This is a genomic window from Paenibacillus sp. FSL R5-0517, from assembly GCF_037974355.1.
In the GTDB taxonomy this organism is placed as follows: domain Bacteria; phylum Bacillota; class Bacilli; order Paenibacillales; family Paenibacillaceae; genus Paenibacillus.
Map to the genome: position 1 here is coordinate 6,294,500 of NZ_CP150235.1, position 15,332 is coordinate 6,309,831.

12 protein-coding genes are annotated in these 15,332 nt (G+C 48.1%); 5 read left to right on the plus strand and 7 right to left on the minus strand.

What is annotated here, in order from left to right; translation table 11 throughout:
- Positions 1–21 precede the first annotated feature (21 nt).
- From MKX40_RS28180 to MKX40_RS28195, 4 genes are all read right to left on the minus strand, one after another.
- The gene (locus MKX40_RS28180; RefSeq protein ID WP_339238285.1) at positions 22–1,302 is read right to left on the minus strand and encodes an extracellular solute-binding protein; all 1,281 of its coding nucleotides are present in this window, start codon (positions 1,300–1,302) and stop codon (positions 22–24) included.
- A 147-nt stretch (positions 1,303–1,449) separates the two neighbouring features.
- Positions 1,450–2,559 carry a response regulator gene (locus MKX40_RS28185; RefSeq protein ID WP_339238287.1) on the minus strand — a complete coding sequence of 370 codons (1,110 nt, stop codon included), beginning with the start codon at positions 2,557–2,559 and terminating at the stop codon, positions 1,450–1,452.
- Positions 2,556–4,346 carry a sensor histidine kinase gene (locus MKX40_RS28190; protein WP_339238289.1) on the minus strand — a complete coding sequence of 597 codons (1,791 nt, stop codon included), beginning with the start codon at positions 4,344–4,346 and terminating at the stop codon, positions 2,556–2,558. The genes MKX40_RS28185 and MKX40_RS28190 overlap by 4 nt, the downstream gene beginning before the upstream one ends.
- A gap of 97 nt (positions 4,347–4,443) precedes the next feature.
- Positions 4,444–6,447 (minus strand): beta-galactosidase, encoded by a 2,004-nt coding sequence (locus MKX40_RS28195; RefSeq protein WP_339238291.1) that lies wholly within the window; start codon positions 6,445–6,447, stop codon positions 4,444–4,446.
- A 248-nt stretch (positions 6,448–6,695) separates the two neighbouring features.
- Between MKX40_RS28195 and MKX40_RS28200 the strand changes: the two genes are divergently transcribed.
- Positions 6,696–7,667, plus strand: coding sequence for an AraC family transcriptional regulator (locus MKX40_RS28200; protein ID WP_339238293.1), 972 nt, complete (start codon positions 6,696–6,698; stop codon positions 7,665–7,667).
- Here the strand turns inward: MKX40_RS28200 and MKX40_RS28205 are convergent.
- Positions 7,637–8,266, minus strand: coding sequence for a molybdenum cofactor guanylyltransferase (locus tag MKX40_RS28205; protein ID WP_339238295.1), 630 nt, complete (start codon positions 8,264–8,266; stop codon positions 7,637–7,639). The two genes, MKX40_RS28200 and MKX40_RS28205, sit on opposite strands and share 31 nt — an antisense overlap.
- 126 nt (positions 8,267–8,392) lie before the next feature.
- On the opposite strand from MKX40_RS28205, the gene MKX40_RS28210 reads away from it, so the two are divergent.
- Positions 8,393–9,622, plus strand: a complete 1,230-nt coding sequence (locus tag MKX40_RS28210; protein WP_339238297.1) for an MFS transporter — start codon at positions 8,393–8,395, stop codon at positions 9,620–9,622.
- Positions 9,623–10,285: 663 nt separating this feature from the next.
- Here MKX40_RS28210 and MKX40_RS28215 read toward each other — a convergent pair.
- Positions 10,286–12,019, minus strand: coding sequence for a glutamine--tRNA ligase/YqeY domain fusion protein (locus tag MKX40_RS28215; protein ID WP_339243222.1), 1,734 nt, complete (start codon positions 12,017–12,019; stop codon positions 10,286–10,288).
- A gap of 208 nt (positions 12,020–12,227) precedes the next feature.
- On the opposite strand from MKX40_RS28215, the gene MKX40_RS28220 reads away from it, so the two are divergent.
- The 3 genes from MKX40_RS28220 to MKX40_RS28230 all read left to right on the plus strand — a co-directional run bounded on the left by MKX40_RS28220 (position 12,228) and on the right by MKX40_RS28230 (position 14,367).
- On the plus strand, positions 12,228–12,470 hold the full coding sequence (locus tag MKX40_RS28220) for a DUF2164 domain-containing protein (protein WP_244988428.1): 243 nt from the start codon (positions 12,228–12,230) through the stop codon (positions 12,468–12,470).
- Between the two features lie 216 nt (positions 12,471–12,686).
- Positions 12,687–13,235, plus strand: a complete 549-nt coding sequence (locus tag MKX40_RS28225) for a GNAT family protein (RefSeq protein ID WP_253441402.1) — start codon at positions 12,687–12,689, stop codon at positions 13,233–13,235.
- 223 nt (positions 13,236–13,458) lie between these two features.
- Entirely contained in the window at positions 13,459–14,367 is a 909-nt protein-coding gene (locus MKX40_RS28230) for a hypothetical protein (RefSeq protein WP_339238300.1), read from the plus strand.
- A gap of 175 nt (positions 14,368–14,542) precedes the next feature.
- Here the strand turns inward: MKX40_RS28230 and MKX40_RS28235 are convergent, their stop codons facing one another.
- A complete protein-coding gene (locus MKX40_RS28235) occupies positions 14,543–15,331 on the minus strand; it encodes an SDR family oxidoreductase (protein ID WP_339238302.1) in 789 nt (262 codons plus the stop codon).
- Position 15,332 lies beyond the last annotated feature (1 nt).

Sequence of the window (15,332 nt, forward strand, 5' to 3'; positions counted from 1 at the left end):
CTGCTTGGGCCTCGCAGCTCCTTACTTGTTGACTTTGTTGTAGGATTTCCACGCTTTGTCGAGCGCATCGATAACCTGCTGTTGATTTAATTGCCCGGAGTAGTAGCCTTGTAGCGCTTTGCCTGATTCATCTTTAACTGCTTGAGGGATAGAAGGGTCCTGATAGGCTTTGCCTTCGTTCACATATTTCAGGGCATCGTCTACCCATGGGAAGCTCTTGAAGTCATGGATCTTGGCAACCGGATTGAATTTGAGTGCTTCATAGAAGGCACTTGAATCCTTGTCATCGAGAATGTAGTTCACGAAATCGAGTGCCACTTCTTTATTCTTGCTGGATGACGATACTGCCAGTGAAGTGGACGTACTCAGATTGATTTTAGTATCATCCGGGTTATCATTGATCGGCATCGGTGCCACACCAAAGTTCAGGTCCGGGTTAGATTTCAGAATCGTCTCGGCAAACCATGGTCCCTGAATCCACATCGCTGCGCTTCCTGAAGCGAAGGCTGCTGAACCATCATCTCCGCCGACTTCCAGCGCTTTCTCTGTACCATTCGCATTGACCAGATCGAAGACATCGAACAACGCTTTCATATCCGAGAAGGAGCCTTGATCCTGATTCATCTTGTCGATGAAGTCTTTGTGCTCCGACTGTGTTAAAGCCCCCACAGTGAGCGGCAGGAATAATTGCGGAATCCAGGATTCTTTGTAGGACAGTTCAAACGGTGTGATGTTGGCTGCTTTCAGTTTCTCCACGACCGCCTTCATTTCTGTTAACGTTGTTGGTACTTCCAGCCCTTGCTCTTCGAAGATATCCTTGTTGTACAGATAGCCCCATGATAACGTTTCCAATGGAACAGCTACGACTTTGCCCTCCGCATTGGTTACGGAAGGTTTCACCGAATCCAGTAATTTGTCGACAAAAGGTTGATCCGACAGATCTTCCAGATAACCAGCTTTGCTGAACGGTGGAATCTCATTGACTGCATGCAGGGCGAACACATCCGGTGCATCATTGGAGGCGAGACGTGTCTTCAGAATCTGAGGTGCATTGTCTGCTGGCGGCATCTCCAGTTGTACGTTCACCTCAATGTTTTTCTCTGCTTTCTCCTTGGCTTTGAACTGTTCTATATATTTATCGTAGTGTTCTTTCAGCCGAGGTTGTGCAACGAATACTTTGAGGGACACCGTGCTGCCTGATGCCGATTCTTCCTGCCCATTGTCCGTTCCTGCATTGGAACCGCAACCTGCGAGCAGAACACTGACCAGTACCGCACTTGCTACGCTTTTCCATACTTTCATCTCTTATGACCTCCCGGTGTGTGACTGGTTTGTCTTTCATAGGCTCATTATATATCAGAAAATGAAAGCGCTTCATTGGACAAAATTAGACTTGTGTATTGGATTATTTTAAACCTTAATCCAGCCCAAAGGGCTTTCTTGAACGGCTCATTGCGTGCCAATGCTTGAATTGCCTGGCATACGCGATAGTCCCTTGCGCATCTCCCCCGGTGAAACTCCGAAATGTTTCTTGAATACCCGATAGAAGTAGGACACATCCTCATACCCCGCCATCTCGGCAATATGTTTGAACGGAATCTGATCATCCATCACCCATTCCTTCGCTCGTGTCATGCGTAACTGGACGACATAATCGGTCACATTCACCTCATACTCTTTCTTGAATACCTTGCTGAGATATTCCTTGCTGACAAAAAAGATCTGGGCGAGCTGCTCCAGCGTAATCATCTCCATACAGTGCTGCTCCATGTATTGCTTCACTTCCTCCAGGTTCAGCTTGTTCTTGAATTTGCGCTGCGCAATGAGTTGCTCGAGAGCCTGGTAATATGGGGCGGATATCCAGGCAATTGTGGATTCTATGGAAGCCAGCGCTGTTGAAGGGGGTAACACCGTTGCTTCGCCCCGCTCGTACAATCCATTGGAGACACAGAGTTCATCCAGCAAAGCCTGTAGTTCATAGGCCACTCGTCCAAGCTGCCGGGGTCTGTTAATCTCGCTGCGTTCCAGCTTCTGCTGCAGTTGCTGGAACCATTCCCGCAGACTTTGAATGTTCAGGTCATTAAACCGCAAACGAGCCTGCTGTTGAAACAAAGAAAAATCACCAGCAAAGGAAGGCGGATACGCTTCCCATGATTCCGGCGCAGATTGAACCTTTTCCAATTCTTTGGCACATTTGGCTAGTACACCATTCAGTTCATCCGGATTCACCGGTTTAAGCAGATAATCCGCAGCCCGATGGCGGATCGCATGTTTGGCATAATTGAAGTCATCATATCCGCTCACCACGATCACCTTGATCTGTGGGTACTGTCCGCTCAGCGTCTGTAGCAGCTCCACACCGTCTGTGCCGGGCATGCGCATGTCCGTAATGATAATGTGAGGCTGATGCTGCTTGACCAGTTGTATGGCCTGCTCACCATCCTCTGCTTCACCTGCAACCGTCATTCCGAGTTCACTCCAATTCCCCAGGTTGCGCAAAATATCCCGGTTCCACGGTTCATCATCCACCAGCAGTACTCTGTACAGTTCCTTGTTCACAAGGCTTCGCCTCCTGTATTGCAGGGAATTCGTACTGTAACACTCGTCCCCTGTCCGTATTCACTTTCCATGCTCATCCCGTATTCAGGTCCAAAATGCATTACCATTCGTGAGGCTGCATTAACCAGTCCAATACTCGTCCCTGAACTCCATACCCGATCAGCCTCCCAGGTAAGTCGCTCCAGCCTGGACTGCATCTCCGCTAGTTTCTCAGCATCCATACCCACACCGTTATCACGAATTCGAATCGTTACCTCTTTAGGTTCACAGACGACCTCAATGCCCAGCTTCCACTCCCCCGGTTTCTTCTCCAGACCATGCAAAAATGCATTCTCCACAATGGGTTGCAAAGACAACTTGGGAATATAACACGCCCGAAGTTCTCCGGTAATCTCCAGTGTATATTCAAGCTTGCCCCCAAAACGCTGCTTCTGAATGAGCATATAATGTTCCAACTGATCGAGTTCAGACTGTAAAGGGACAAGTCCATCCGGCGCTCGCACAATATAACGAAACATCTCGCTCAAGGCTCGAATGACTTTATAACTGTCTGCCGGTTTTTGCGAGTAGACCATGCCGCCAATCATCTGCAACGTATTTTGCAGGAAATGCGGATGGATCTGGGATTGCAGAGCTTTGAGCTCCGCCGTCTGCTTCTCCAGATTCATCAGGTAGTTGTCCCGAATGTGTTCCCGTATACGGCTTGACATGCCATGCAGATTTTTCTCCAACAGACCAATTTCATCCACCCGGCCGCTTCGTACCACTTCTCTGTCCTTAATCAACTGAATACCCTTCATGGAATTGGCCAGTCTGACAATGGGCTTCGATGTACGCCAGGCCACGAGCGCAGCTATTCCCACAGAAATGACGGTTGCCAGGCCACCTACAACCAGTCCGTATTTCATCGTTTCCAAGGCACTCTCGTTAATCACATGCGCAGGTACAATCTTGATCACACGCAGTCCTGACGGGTCGATGGAATGATAGAATACGTATTCCTTGGCTGTACGGATGAAACCGGAACTTTCTTTGGCGCCTGCCAATTGTTCCAATGCTTCAGCGGACGGCTGGATGTTTTGATTCGGCTGATAGACCGGGTTGCCCGCACTGTCGGCGATGTATACTGCATAATCCCCCCTGCTATCCAGCAGCTCAAGGGTCTGATTGAACTCAGCCCACTTGACCTCCAGACTAATGGCGCCGATCTGTGCCTGATCCTCGAAGCGATTCATGCTGCGAGTCATGTGAAACTTTTGCGGATCGTCCGGATCATTGATAATTGTAAAATCTTTATGTTGTGCAAAAAGCTCATGATACCCTTCCGGTATTTCCGATACCGTTTTTATGCGAGAATCCATGGAGTTGAAGGTGAACAGGGTGTCCAGTTCCTTCAGATACAGCTCAACGCCAAATACATAATTGCCGGCAGAATAGTATACACTGTTCAGCATATTGAACATGGCCTTCTGTTCGTCGAATCGGCTGGCTGCCGGTGCTTCCTGGTTCAACGCCAGATACTGATGCAGTTCGTCACTGATCTGAATCGAATAGATAATATTGTTCATGCGAGCGAACTGTTCACCCAGATAGATGGAGGCCCAGTTCATATTGGCACGGTTGGTCTCCATAATCTCCTCTTCCATGGAAGAGCGGGTATTCTCAGCTGCCATAGCGGTCATGGCAATGACGGGTAGAACAGCCAGCAGCGTCATGGTAAGAATCAATTTATTACGAATGCTGCGTTTGAAAGGATCTGTCAGCTTCCGATAACATTCAGTAAACACAGCGCATCCACTCCTGAGCTAAAATAGACAAACGCCCCAGCATGGAAGCCGAGGGCGCTTTGGTCTTGATATTCATTTTGGTAATTATTATTTCCTATTATTGTTCGATAATCCGTACGCCCCATGGTTCCAGTCCGATCTTCTCTCCCGCAGCAATCGGAATTCCTTCCAGAAGTTCGGTCCCTTCCCCATAGGCATTCACGAAGGATGTCGCCTCATCCGCATAATTGAAATAGTAGCGAATCGTATTTCCCTGATCGTTCACACCTGTCTTCACAATGATTGGAAAAGCCAGTTCCTGCTCAGCTCCCCATACACCCACTTCCTTCATGACACGTTCCAGTACCTTACGGATCACCTCAGAACTGGTGTAACAGCCTACATAGGTTGCTTTGCCTTTTCCATAGGCATTCTGGGTAATTGCCGCATATTCACCCCAATGTGGATGATCATACCAAGCAAGTACTTCAGCCGTTGTCGGTGTAATTAATTCCATCCAGGTGTGGATCTGATTCTGCTCTTCACCAACCCCAAATGGATCATCCCGCAGCGAAACATGTTTTGGCTCTACAAAAAGGTTATAGCTGATTCCGCATGCCTCACTGATTAGGCCAGGCTGGCGGCTAGAGCGTACCTTGATATGCTCATTTGCAAAGCCGCTCTTGAACGAGTAGACGATATGTCCGCCATCCTGTACGAATTGATTCAATTTTTCCAGCAACGCATCCGATGCAGCATACAGAGCAGGTACAACGAGCACGTCATACGCCGCATAATTCTCAACAGACGGGTCGATCAGGTCACAGCCAATATTCATTTTATATAATTCATCGTACATCCAGCGAACCACATCATTATAATTCTTGTCACTGGTGAAGTTAAAACCAAACCACTTGATTGATGTCAGGGCCTCATTGCTGAACAGCACAGCCACCCGATTTTTTTTCTTCAGATTAACGAGCTTTGGACTGAGACGGGCAAAATCCCTGCCAATAGTCTTCGCTTCGTTGTACACCGGATTCGGTTCAAAGTCATGACTGAGCAATCCTTTCCAATACGTCTCGAACGAATTATGCAACGAATGCCAGTGCCAGTAGGCGACCATGTTCGCTCCGGATGCCAGATGACTGAATGCCTGCAACCGAAGTTGTCCCGGATAGGGAACCCAATGCCAGAATGCCTGCGCTTCGGTCTCCAGTACCAGATAATTGGATTGTTTGGTGGAACGAGCCACATCCCCGCCGAATGAAATCTCAATGCCTGTCAGATCATCCTGGGAAGGATGGTAGATATCCACACTGGTGATGTCAAAAGGTTTCGATGCGGCAAAATGATCCACATCCCCTTGAATGCCGTAGGAATATCCACGCCAATCGAAATCAAAGTTCTGGGTAACAAACTGTCCTTCCTGTTTGTATTCATTCACGATCCCCACTTGCCAAGCCAAAAAGTTGGTTACCAGCTGCCGCTGGAACTTGGCAAACTCAGCACCCAGACTACCGTTGATCGTTCCTACAACAGACGGGAAGTCTTCCCAGCTATTGATCCGATTACTCCAGTAATCGAGGCCAAATTCCTTGTTAAGCTCATCCAGAGAGCTGAACTTGTTCCGCATATATTTGACGAATTGCAATTGTACATTATCTCCGGCCGTATTGTAATGTTTCGTCTCGTTATCCGTCTGATAACCGATGACCGCTGGATGTGTGCTTACCCGAGAGATCAGCTTGCGGATGATCCGCTCGGCATAGAATAGATAGGTTGGATGTGTAATATCCATGATCTGTCTTGCACCATATTTACCAGGTCCCTGTGAGGTAGTAGCCAGCACGTCTGGATGTTCCTTGACCATCCACGTTGGAACAGCATACGTTGGTGTTCCAACGATGACCTGAATCCCCGCTTCATGCATGGCGTCCAGCACACGGTCTACGGAAGAGAAGTCAAATACGCCATTCTGCGGTTCATGAGTACTCCAGGTTGATTCTGCAATGCGGACCACATTGATCCCGGCATCCTTCATCATCTGAATGTCCTTGTCCAATCTTTCATAAGGCATATATTCATCATAGTAGGCCACACCATATAATAATTTGTCCATGATTTAATCTCCTTTTTAAGTGGAAAATATAATGATCTTGACGTGTGCAAGAGTTGACATATTCCAAGTTGGAATGGTAGCGTTTACATTATTATCGGTTGAAGAACTTGGATTGTTCAGTAACCTCTTCAAACGCTGATATGTTCCATGGATTATCCATGCTCGCGTTAAACTGATTATAATGAAGTATACTAAGGGTGCCGATTGTATAAGGCGAGTTGTTTTTACCCTTTTCCGAGGTGAATGTTATGGATATCCGATCACAGCTCCGAGAAATGCCTCACCATACGCTGGCCCACTGGCTGCCTATTATCGACTCCAACATCAAATTCTATGGTGCGCACAGCCAACAAGTACCCCATGGATGGGCGATGCCGGAGGAATCACATCCGGGTTTTGAGGTTATGTTGATCATCCAAGGTACTCAGGAGAGTGTGATTCACGGTTATACCTATACCGTGGAGGAAGGTTCCATTCTTCTCATTCCTCCCGGGTTCAAACATACGAATCAATGTGTATCGACGGAAGGCATGACTTATTTTAGCGCTCACTTTAATGTGGATGATCCGGTCTTTACCCTGAAGCTAATGTCACAGCATAGCCAAATCTACGCAGCAGGTACGGCCGTTAATCGGAAGATGCGCGTTGTGCTGGAGAGTTGGATGAGCATGATTAATGTATCCGAAGCCTACACATCCACGGACAAAATGATCATGCAGGCACGCATGTTTGAACTGTTCGCCCTGTTGTCCCAGGCCGCTGACAATGAACCGGAATCCACAACTTCCGTTGCTGCTTCACATGCACCAGCTCCAACAGCCATGCATTATGCGGGAGCTATAGCGGAGGCAATCAAGCAGGCATTCCATGCCCAGCTTCGAACCAAGGAAAGCAGTGTATCCACGGTCAAAGTAGAGCAGATTATATCCTCGTTTGGCATCAGCCCGGGATATGGTCTACAGGTCTTTCGCAAGGTGTACGGGCGATCACCCAGGGCTTACCTGTCCAGCTTGAAATTGCAGGAGGCCAAGGTACTGATCGAACAGCCTGAGCTGTCGCTCGGGGAAATTGCGTGGAAGCTCGGCTACACCCATCTGTCCCATTTCAGCAGACAATTCAAACGTTGGACAGGCCAGAGCCCGCTGCAATACCGCAACCATCATGCAGATGAATCAGGTGATCCTGTATCCTATAGATCTGAATCAAGTCCGGAATCTTGATTGCGTATACGCTCATACTCTTCCGGCGTGTTCATATTACTCATTTGCATCGCTACTTGATGGACACCTGCGCTCTCAAGCTCTTCCACTTCCACATAGCGGCAACCGATCTCTTCAAGCCATCGCATGACTCGAAGATGATCCTGGTTCAGACGCTGCTCCAGATCAGGGAGCACTCGCTTGTGGTAGGCCCCTGCAAGAGGGTGGACATGTCCATCCATGCGTGGAACGATAGCAGAATATGAGTTATGCGATTCGACCAGCTTTTTTATTCCATCGAAAAAAGACGTTTGCAGGAGCGGCATGTCGCAAGCGCATACCAGATTCCAGTCTGTATCGGAAGCTTCCAGCGCCGCGTGAAGACCGGCGAGTGGCCCCTTCCCCGGATAGTGATCCTGAACGCAGTCGTAGTCCATTGCACTGTAGGTTGTCACATGAGGTCCGGCAGCCACGATGATACGCGATACTGCGGGTCTCAAGGCCTTTGTGACATGTTGCAGTACAGCAGAACCGTTTAGTTCCAGCATGGCCTTGTTGGTCCCCATGCGGCTGGATAAACCTCCTGCCAATATGATGCCTGTCCATTCCCTTGAGTTCATGATGGCTTGTTCCCTCCTGGTGACGATATGAGCTTGTTATATCAATGGATCAACATTTGCTATAGATTGAATCCCCTTTCAACAAATGATACATTGAACAATATGCATTTGAAAGGAATGGCTTAATTGGACAGACCTATACCTTCAAAAGGTAATCCCTCATTGGGATCTCTGAAACTATATAACTTTTTCATATATGGCGCCATCTCCATCTTTGCCGGATTCCTGCAGTTATATCTGCAAGAGATTGGCATGACCAAACTAGAGATTGGCAGTCTGATGGCGATTGGACCTTTTGTCTCCTTGTTCGCCAACCCGTTCTGGGGTTTCTGGAGCGATAAATCCCGCAATATTCGCATCATTCTGATGATTATGATGGGAGGCACTTTTGTGCTCGCCCAAGGTGTATTCTATGCGCCCAGTTATACATGGATCTATGTAGCCATGATCTTTTTTTATTTTTTTCAAAGCCCATTATTCGCTCAAACCAATAGCCTGATTCTCGGATATATCGATGGCACAACCCAGAAGTTTGGATCATTCCGGCTCTGGGGTTCACTCGGTTGGGCACTGACTGCCGTTGCAGCTGGCCCGCTCATTGACCGTTTTGGTATCGGCAGTGTATCGATTATCTTTGCGTGCATGATTACTGTCGCCTTCGTGTTATCCGTGTTCCTGCCCAGACAGCCTATTGCTTCCGATACACCCGTGGTGACTTTTCGGCGGTTTGGCAAAGTCATGTTCAATCCGTATTTTATGACATTTATCGGTCTTGGTGTACTGGTCTCGGTACCCAATGCCATGAACAGTACATTTATGTCCTTATATATTGTAGAGATGGGTGGCGACAAACAGATGGTCGGCTGGGCCATCTTCACCTCATCCATTCTCGAAGTCGGTGTATTCCTGCTGCTCGACCGCTTGCTCAAACGCAAAATGAGCATGCTTCTGGCCTCTCTCATCCTGATCAGTCTGCTGTTTGCACTGCGCTGGCAGCTTATGGCACTGGCCAGCAACCCGATGGAGATTGTATTCATTCAGCTGATGCATTCCATCACGTTCGGTGGGTACTTCTATGTAGGCACACAACTGACCATGCTGTTCATTCCAAGACCCTATCGTTCCTCCGGTCAAGCGGTCTATACGATGGCCTGGGGCGGTCTCTCAGGGGTTATTGCGGGTCTGTTCGGCGGCTGGCTGTTCCAGAACTTCGGGGCGGAAGTCATGTACAGTATTGGCGTATTCTTCTCGCTCATCGGTGCTGTTGGATTCAGCATCATGTGGTTGTCGAACCGCCGTAACGGCTATCAGCCGGTTGTGTTGACGGAGATGGGCAATATGGATGAGGAGAGATAATCTTTTGTTAGAAAAATTGAAAGATTGATTTACACAAGAGCACTACGATGACAGAAGAATCTTTCGATCGCCGTTATCCCCGGATTTTTTTGATTCCCTTTTTTCAAGGTTAAAATCCAGGGATAAATGCGACCGCTCCGCTTCTTCAGGTTATTTCTGTCCTCTCCGTTATCGTGTAAATTAACGTTCAAACATTCAAACAAAAGATTATGGATAGTAGTAGTAAAGAGAAAGGAGTCTAAGGTTTGTGCTCCTAACGAACCTTAGACGCCTTATTTGCAGCAATTTCACGATATGCTAAAGCTAAGGAATCTCAGCCACGTTATATCGTATAAAAGACACTAAAAATCTCGAAAAGACAGGATAAACGAGGAAATAAGGTGTCTATGACTCGTTACGTTGCTGGAATGCCGAAATAAGCTTTAATAACATGTCCTCGGTTCGTTAGATTCTTGCTTCACACGCACATCCACCACTTCTGTTCATGTTCATGTTCATGTTCATGCCATATTATATGCTCGGTCTAAAACTAACCTAACTATATGTTGAAAAACAAAAGGGCATCCTTCGCCATGATCATGACAAAGGATGCCCTTGCTTTAACATATCATTTGTCTGCTTGCCAGCACTCCGATGAACAGAGCTTAAGCTGATTCATCGAGCTTATGCCTTCGGCAGTTGGAATGAGCTTTTCAGAGATACGACCCGGTTAAATACCGGACGTCCTGGCTCGGAATGTTTCGGATCTACGCTGAAATAACCGTGACGGAAGAATTGGAACTTGTCCTGGGCGTTCGCTTCCTTCATCTCTTGTTCCACATACCCGTGAACAACCTCAAGGGAGTTCGGGTTCAGTTGATCCAGGAACGTTTTCTCCGGTTGCTCTTCCACAACCTCCGTTTCAGCCCCAGCTACAGCCACTTCAACCTCAGCTTCTGGTGCTTCATCCAGGATCAAAGGCTCATACAGACGGAATTCAGCAGGTACCGCTTGAGTCGCTTCTACCCAGTGGATTGTACCTTTAACTTTACGGCCAGTGAAGCCACTACCGCTCTTCGTCTCCACATCATAGGTACAATGAATCTCAGTCACATTGCCTTCTGCATCCTTGATTACATCGTTACATTTGATAAAGTATGCATGTTTCAGACGAACTTCGTTGCCAGGGAACAAACGGAAGTATTTATTCGGCGGATTTTCCATGAAATCGTCTTGTTCGATATAAATCTCACGAGAGAACGGAATTTGGCGATTCCCCATCTCCGGGTTCTCCACATTGTTCTCTGCTTCGAGCCATTCCACTTGCCCTTCCGGGTAGTTGGTAATAACCACTTTGAGCGGGTGCAGGACAGCCATCGTGCGTGGAGCTTTCAGTTTCAGGTCTTCACGTACAAAGTGCTCCAGCGTTTGCAGGTCGATGACCCCTTGGCTCTTGGAAATGCCTGTCTCGAATACAAAATCACGAATGGCTTCCGGCGTATATCCCCGGCGGCGCAGACCCGAAATGGTCGGCATACGAGGATCATCCCAACCATCCACATGGCCTTCGTCCACGAGCAGCTTCAGCTTCCGCTTGCTGGTCACCATCTGGGACAGGTTCAGGCGGCCAAATTCGTATTGACGCGGTTGGCTCTCCATCTCACATTCCGCAATAACCCAATCGTAGAATGGACGTTGGTCCTCGAACTCCAGGGAGCAGAGGGAGTGTGTTACACCTTCAATGGCATCTTCGAGCGGGTGAGCGAAAGCGTACATCGGATAGATGCACCATTTGTCGCCCGTGTTATGATGATGTGCATGTGAAATCCGGTAAATTACCGGATCGCGCAGGTTGATATTCGGTGCAGACATATCGATCTTGGCACGCAGCACTTTCTCCCCGTTCTTGAATTCGCCTGCACGCATACGAGTGAACAGGTCGAGATTCTCTTCCACCGAACGATCACGGTACGGGCTGTTCTTGCCCGGCTCCGTCAGCGTTCCGCGCATTTGACGAATTTCGTCGGCGCTTTGGTCGTCGATATAGGCTTTACCTTTTTTAATTAACAAGACCGCACGGTTGTACATCTCATCAAAATAATCCGAGGCAAAACGTTTCTCGTTCCACTCGTATCCGAGCCATTTCACATCTTCCTGAATCGATTGAACGTACTCTACATCTTCCTTGACCGGGTTCGTGTCATCAAAGCGCAAGTTCGTTTTGCCGCCAAATTCGCCGCCTAGCGTAAAGTTAATCCAGATCGCCTTGGCATGGCCGATATGCAGATAACCGTTCGGTTCCGGAGGAAAACGGGTAATAACTTCCTGGACTTTCCCTGACCGGAGATCTTCGGTAATAATATTTTTGATAAAGTTAGGTGGGGTTGTACGATTGTCCACAGGTATCAAACCTTTCATGAATTGATTGGAACTTTCAGTAATTGCAACGCGTTTCATTTAAATATACCTTTAACGGGGGAGGAGTTCAATAAAGAAGGCACCAAAGTCAGGTACAGCCGTGCATAAATAGGCCCAAAACCATTTTGACGGGTTCGCTCGAATCATGTAGCATGATAGTAAAATAAAATTAAAGGGAGGGTTTCCCATCACATCAAATTCGCTTAAACTGACCAAAGAACAGCAGGATGAAGCCATTCGTACCATCCAGTCGTATTTCGAAGAGGAACGTGGCGAAGAACTGGGTGATCTGGCCGCTTGGGGTGTCCTCGACCTGTTCATGACACAGCTGGCTCCCTACATATATAATCAGGCACTCCGTGACGCGCGCACAACGGTCAATCAACGCATGGCATCGATGGAAGAAGACCTGTTTGCACTGGAACAAAAGTTACCCAAGACTTCCCGTTAATTCACTACAAACACGTGTTCAAAAAAAATCTGGTTTTCAGTACCGAGAAGATGGAATGAAGCTAGAAATGGAGTAGCGGAGCGTAGATAGAGCTACGTGAGCAACGGACATTTCGGCTGAATTTCATATTCGATGCTGATAATGCCGCTAGGCATAATTCGTAATCAAAAGTGGATTTTTTTGAACAACACTATATAAAGAAAGAAGGTTGCATTCATGTTTACCTATTCATTGGATGAATATACCGAACTCCGGCCGCTGGCCATGGAACACACCAAACCGCTGTTCGAACTCACGGATCGTTCACGGGATCAACTGAGACATTGGTTACCGTGGGTTGATCATGTGACAGAAGTGGAACACACCTCGAACTTCATTACTAATGCATTAAAACAAGGTGCTGAAAATGGCGGCTTCACCGCCGGTGTGTGGTTAAAAGGTGATCTTGCCGGCATCATCGGATTCCACGAGATTAACTGGACCAACCGCTCGGTGAGCATCGGATATTGGCTTGGGAAAGGTTTTGAGGGTCAGGGCTTGATGACAAGCGCTTGTCGCGTTCTGGTTGATTACGCACTGGTCACACTGGATCTGAATCGCGTCGAGATTCGCTCGGCAACGAACAACAAACGCAGCCGCGCCATCCCGGAAAGACTCGGATTCGTTCTCGAAGGTGTCATTCGTCAGGCAGAGAAGCTGCCTAAAGGTTACGTGAACCATGCGGTATACGGCATGCTTCAGCATGAATGGGAACTTTTACGCTAATTTGTTTACATAATTGAGTTAAAATCTAACTAAGACCAACCGTATGCCCCTTTCCTGTGTACATTTTAAACACGGGTGAGGGGCATTCTTGGTTATTGATCCATTTTTTACTGACAATTAAGGTTCCTCTCAGCCTCCCTTCATTCTTGCTCTCTAATATAACGTTGTGGGTGAACACCCATACACCCATACCAACCTACAGAAGAAAGAAGGATGATCCAGGATGAAGAGAGCCAAAACATCAAGAACAGTAGTGGTTACCAGCGCAATGGCTATGACGATTGCACTCGGTGGAGGCATGTTTGCACATTCAGTAGCTAATGCAGATCCGGCAGCAAACCCTTCAGGCCAGACGGACAACGCTCCTACAATAAATTCACATAAAATAAAACCAGAAGACGGGGTTAGAGGTTTGGGGCCCGGGCTGGAGCGCTATTCGGACGAACTTACCTCCGTGCTTGGCGTGTCTGCCGATGAGCTGAAAGAAGCGCGCAGGTCAGGCAGCACCATTGCCCAGATTGCAGCAACCCAAAATGTAGATGTACAGACCGTCATTGATCAACTGGTCGCAGCGGAGAAAACAGAACTCCAGCAGCAGTTGACCGATGGCAAAATCACACAAACCCAATACGATGAGCGTGCAGCTACAATTACACAACGTGTGACTGACCTGGTAAAGGGTAATAAGAAGGACGTTGGAGCAGGTGGGCGTGGTCGGGGTGGATTTGGTGGACCAGGAGCAGAACGTTATACCAAGGAACTGACCTCCATCCTCGGGGTTACAACGGAAGAACTGAAGGAAGCCCGTGAAGCAGGCAGCACTATTGCCGAGATTGCCGTCACCAAGAACGTGGACGTGCAGACGGTTATTGATACACTCGTTACTGCCCAGAAAGCAGAACTGCAACAACAGTTAACCGACGGCAAGATCACACAAAGCCAATTCGATGAGCGCGAGGCAGACATTACTCAACGAGTTACTGACCTCGTCAATGGTAAACAGCCAGAAGGTCCAGCAGGTCACATCCATGATCATGGAGCAAAACCAGACGGCAAACCAAAGACAGTGCCGATTCCGGATTCCAGCAAAGTCGACAAGTCAACTAACGACAGCAGCAAAGACTTATCTTAACAAAGGATTAGGCCCAGAACGCTAGGCAAGCACAGGCTTGTTTATACACGGTTTAATGCATGAATCAAGATAAAGCCCCTCCTACTCCACAACAAGTGGACATCAAGGAAGGGCTTTGTTTTGATATCGCAATCCGTTTCCATATCACTTTAAATCTGTCGATCAAACTTCTCCCTTAGAGGGCTCGGACCATACCACCATCCACGATCAATGAGGTTCCGGTGATGTACGTATTGGCCCCGGATAACAGGAACACCACCGCTTTGGCAAACTCCTCTGGTTGACCATAACGGCCGAGTGGAATCTCCTTGCGGAACTGTTCCGATACTTCATCCTCACTGACTCCGTTCTGCTCTGCCCGTGCAGCGTCCAGCTCACGAATGCGGTCTGTGGCAATACGCCCTGGCGCCACCGTGTTGATTAAAATTCCGTATGGAGCCAGCTCTTGGGATAACGTCTTCGCCAATCCAAAAACGCCGGTACGGAACGTGTTGGACAGCACCAGACCCGGAATGGGCTGCTTTACGGAAGTTGAAGCGATATTCACAATGTGTCCTCCGTGTTCTTTCATATAAGGAAGAGCACCGCGAATCAGCCTTACATAACTGAGCACATTTAATTCAAATGCACGTTCCCAATCCTCATCCGTCAGTGACTCAAATGAACCTGAGGGTGGCCCACCCGAATTGTTCACCAGAATATCAATCTGCCCGAACAGCTCTGCTGTCTTGTGAATCAGCGCCTCAATATCTTCCTTACGTGTCACATCGGTTGCATGATATTCCACACGCCCACCACCACCAAGCGCCAGAAGCTCCTGCTTCACGGCTGCGAGCTTTTCTTCGCTCCGGCTGGCGAGCATGACGTCAGCACCTTCTGCTGCCAATTGAGCGGCTACCGCTTTGCCCAGCCCGCGGCTGGAAGCCAGCACCAGTGCTTTTTTACCTTGAAGTCCCATGTCCATC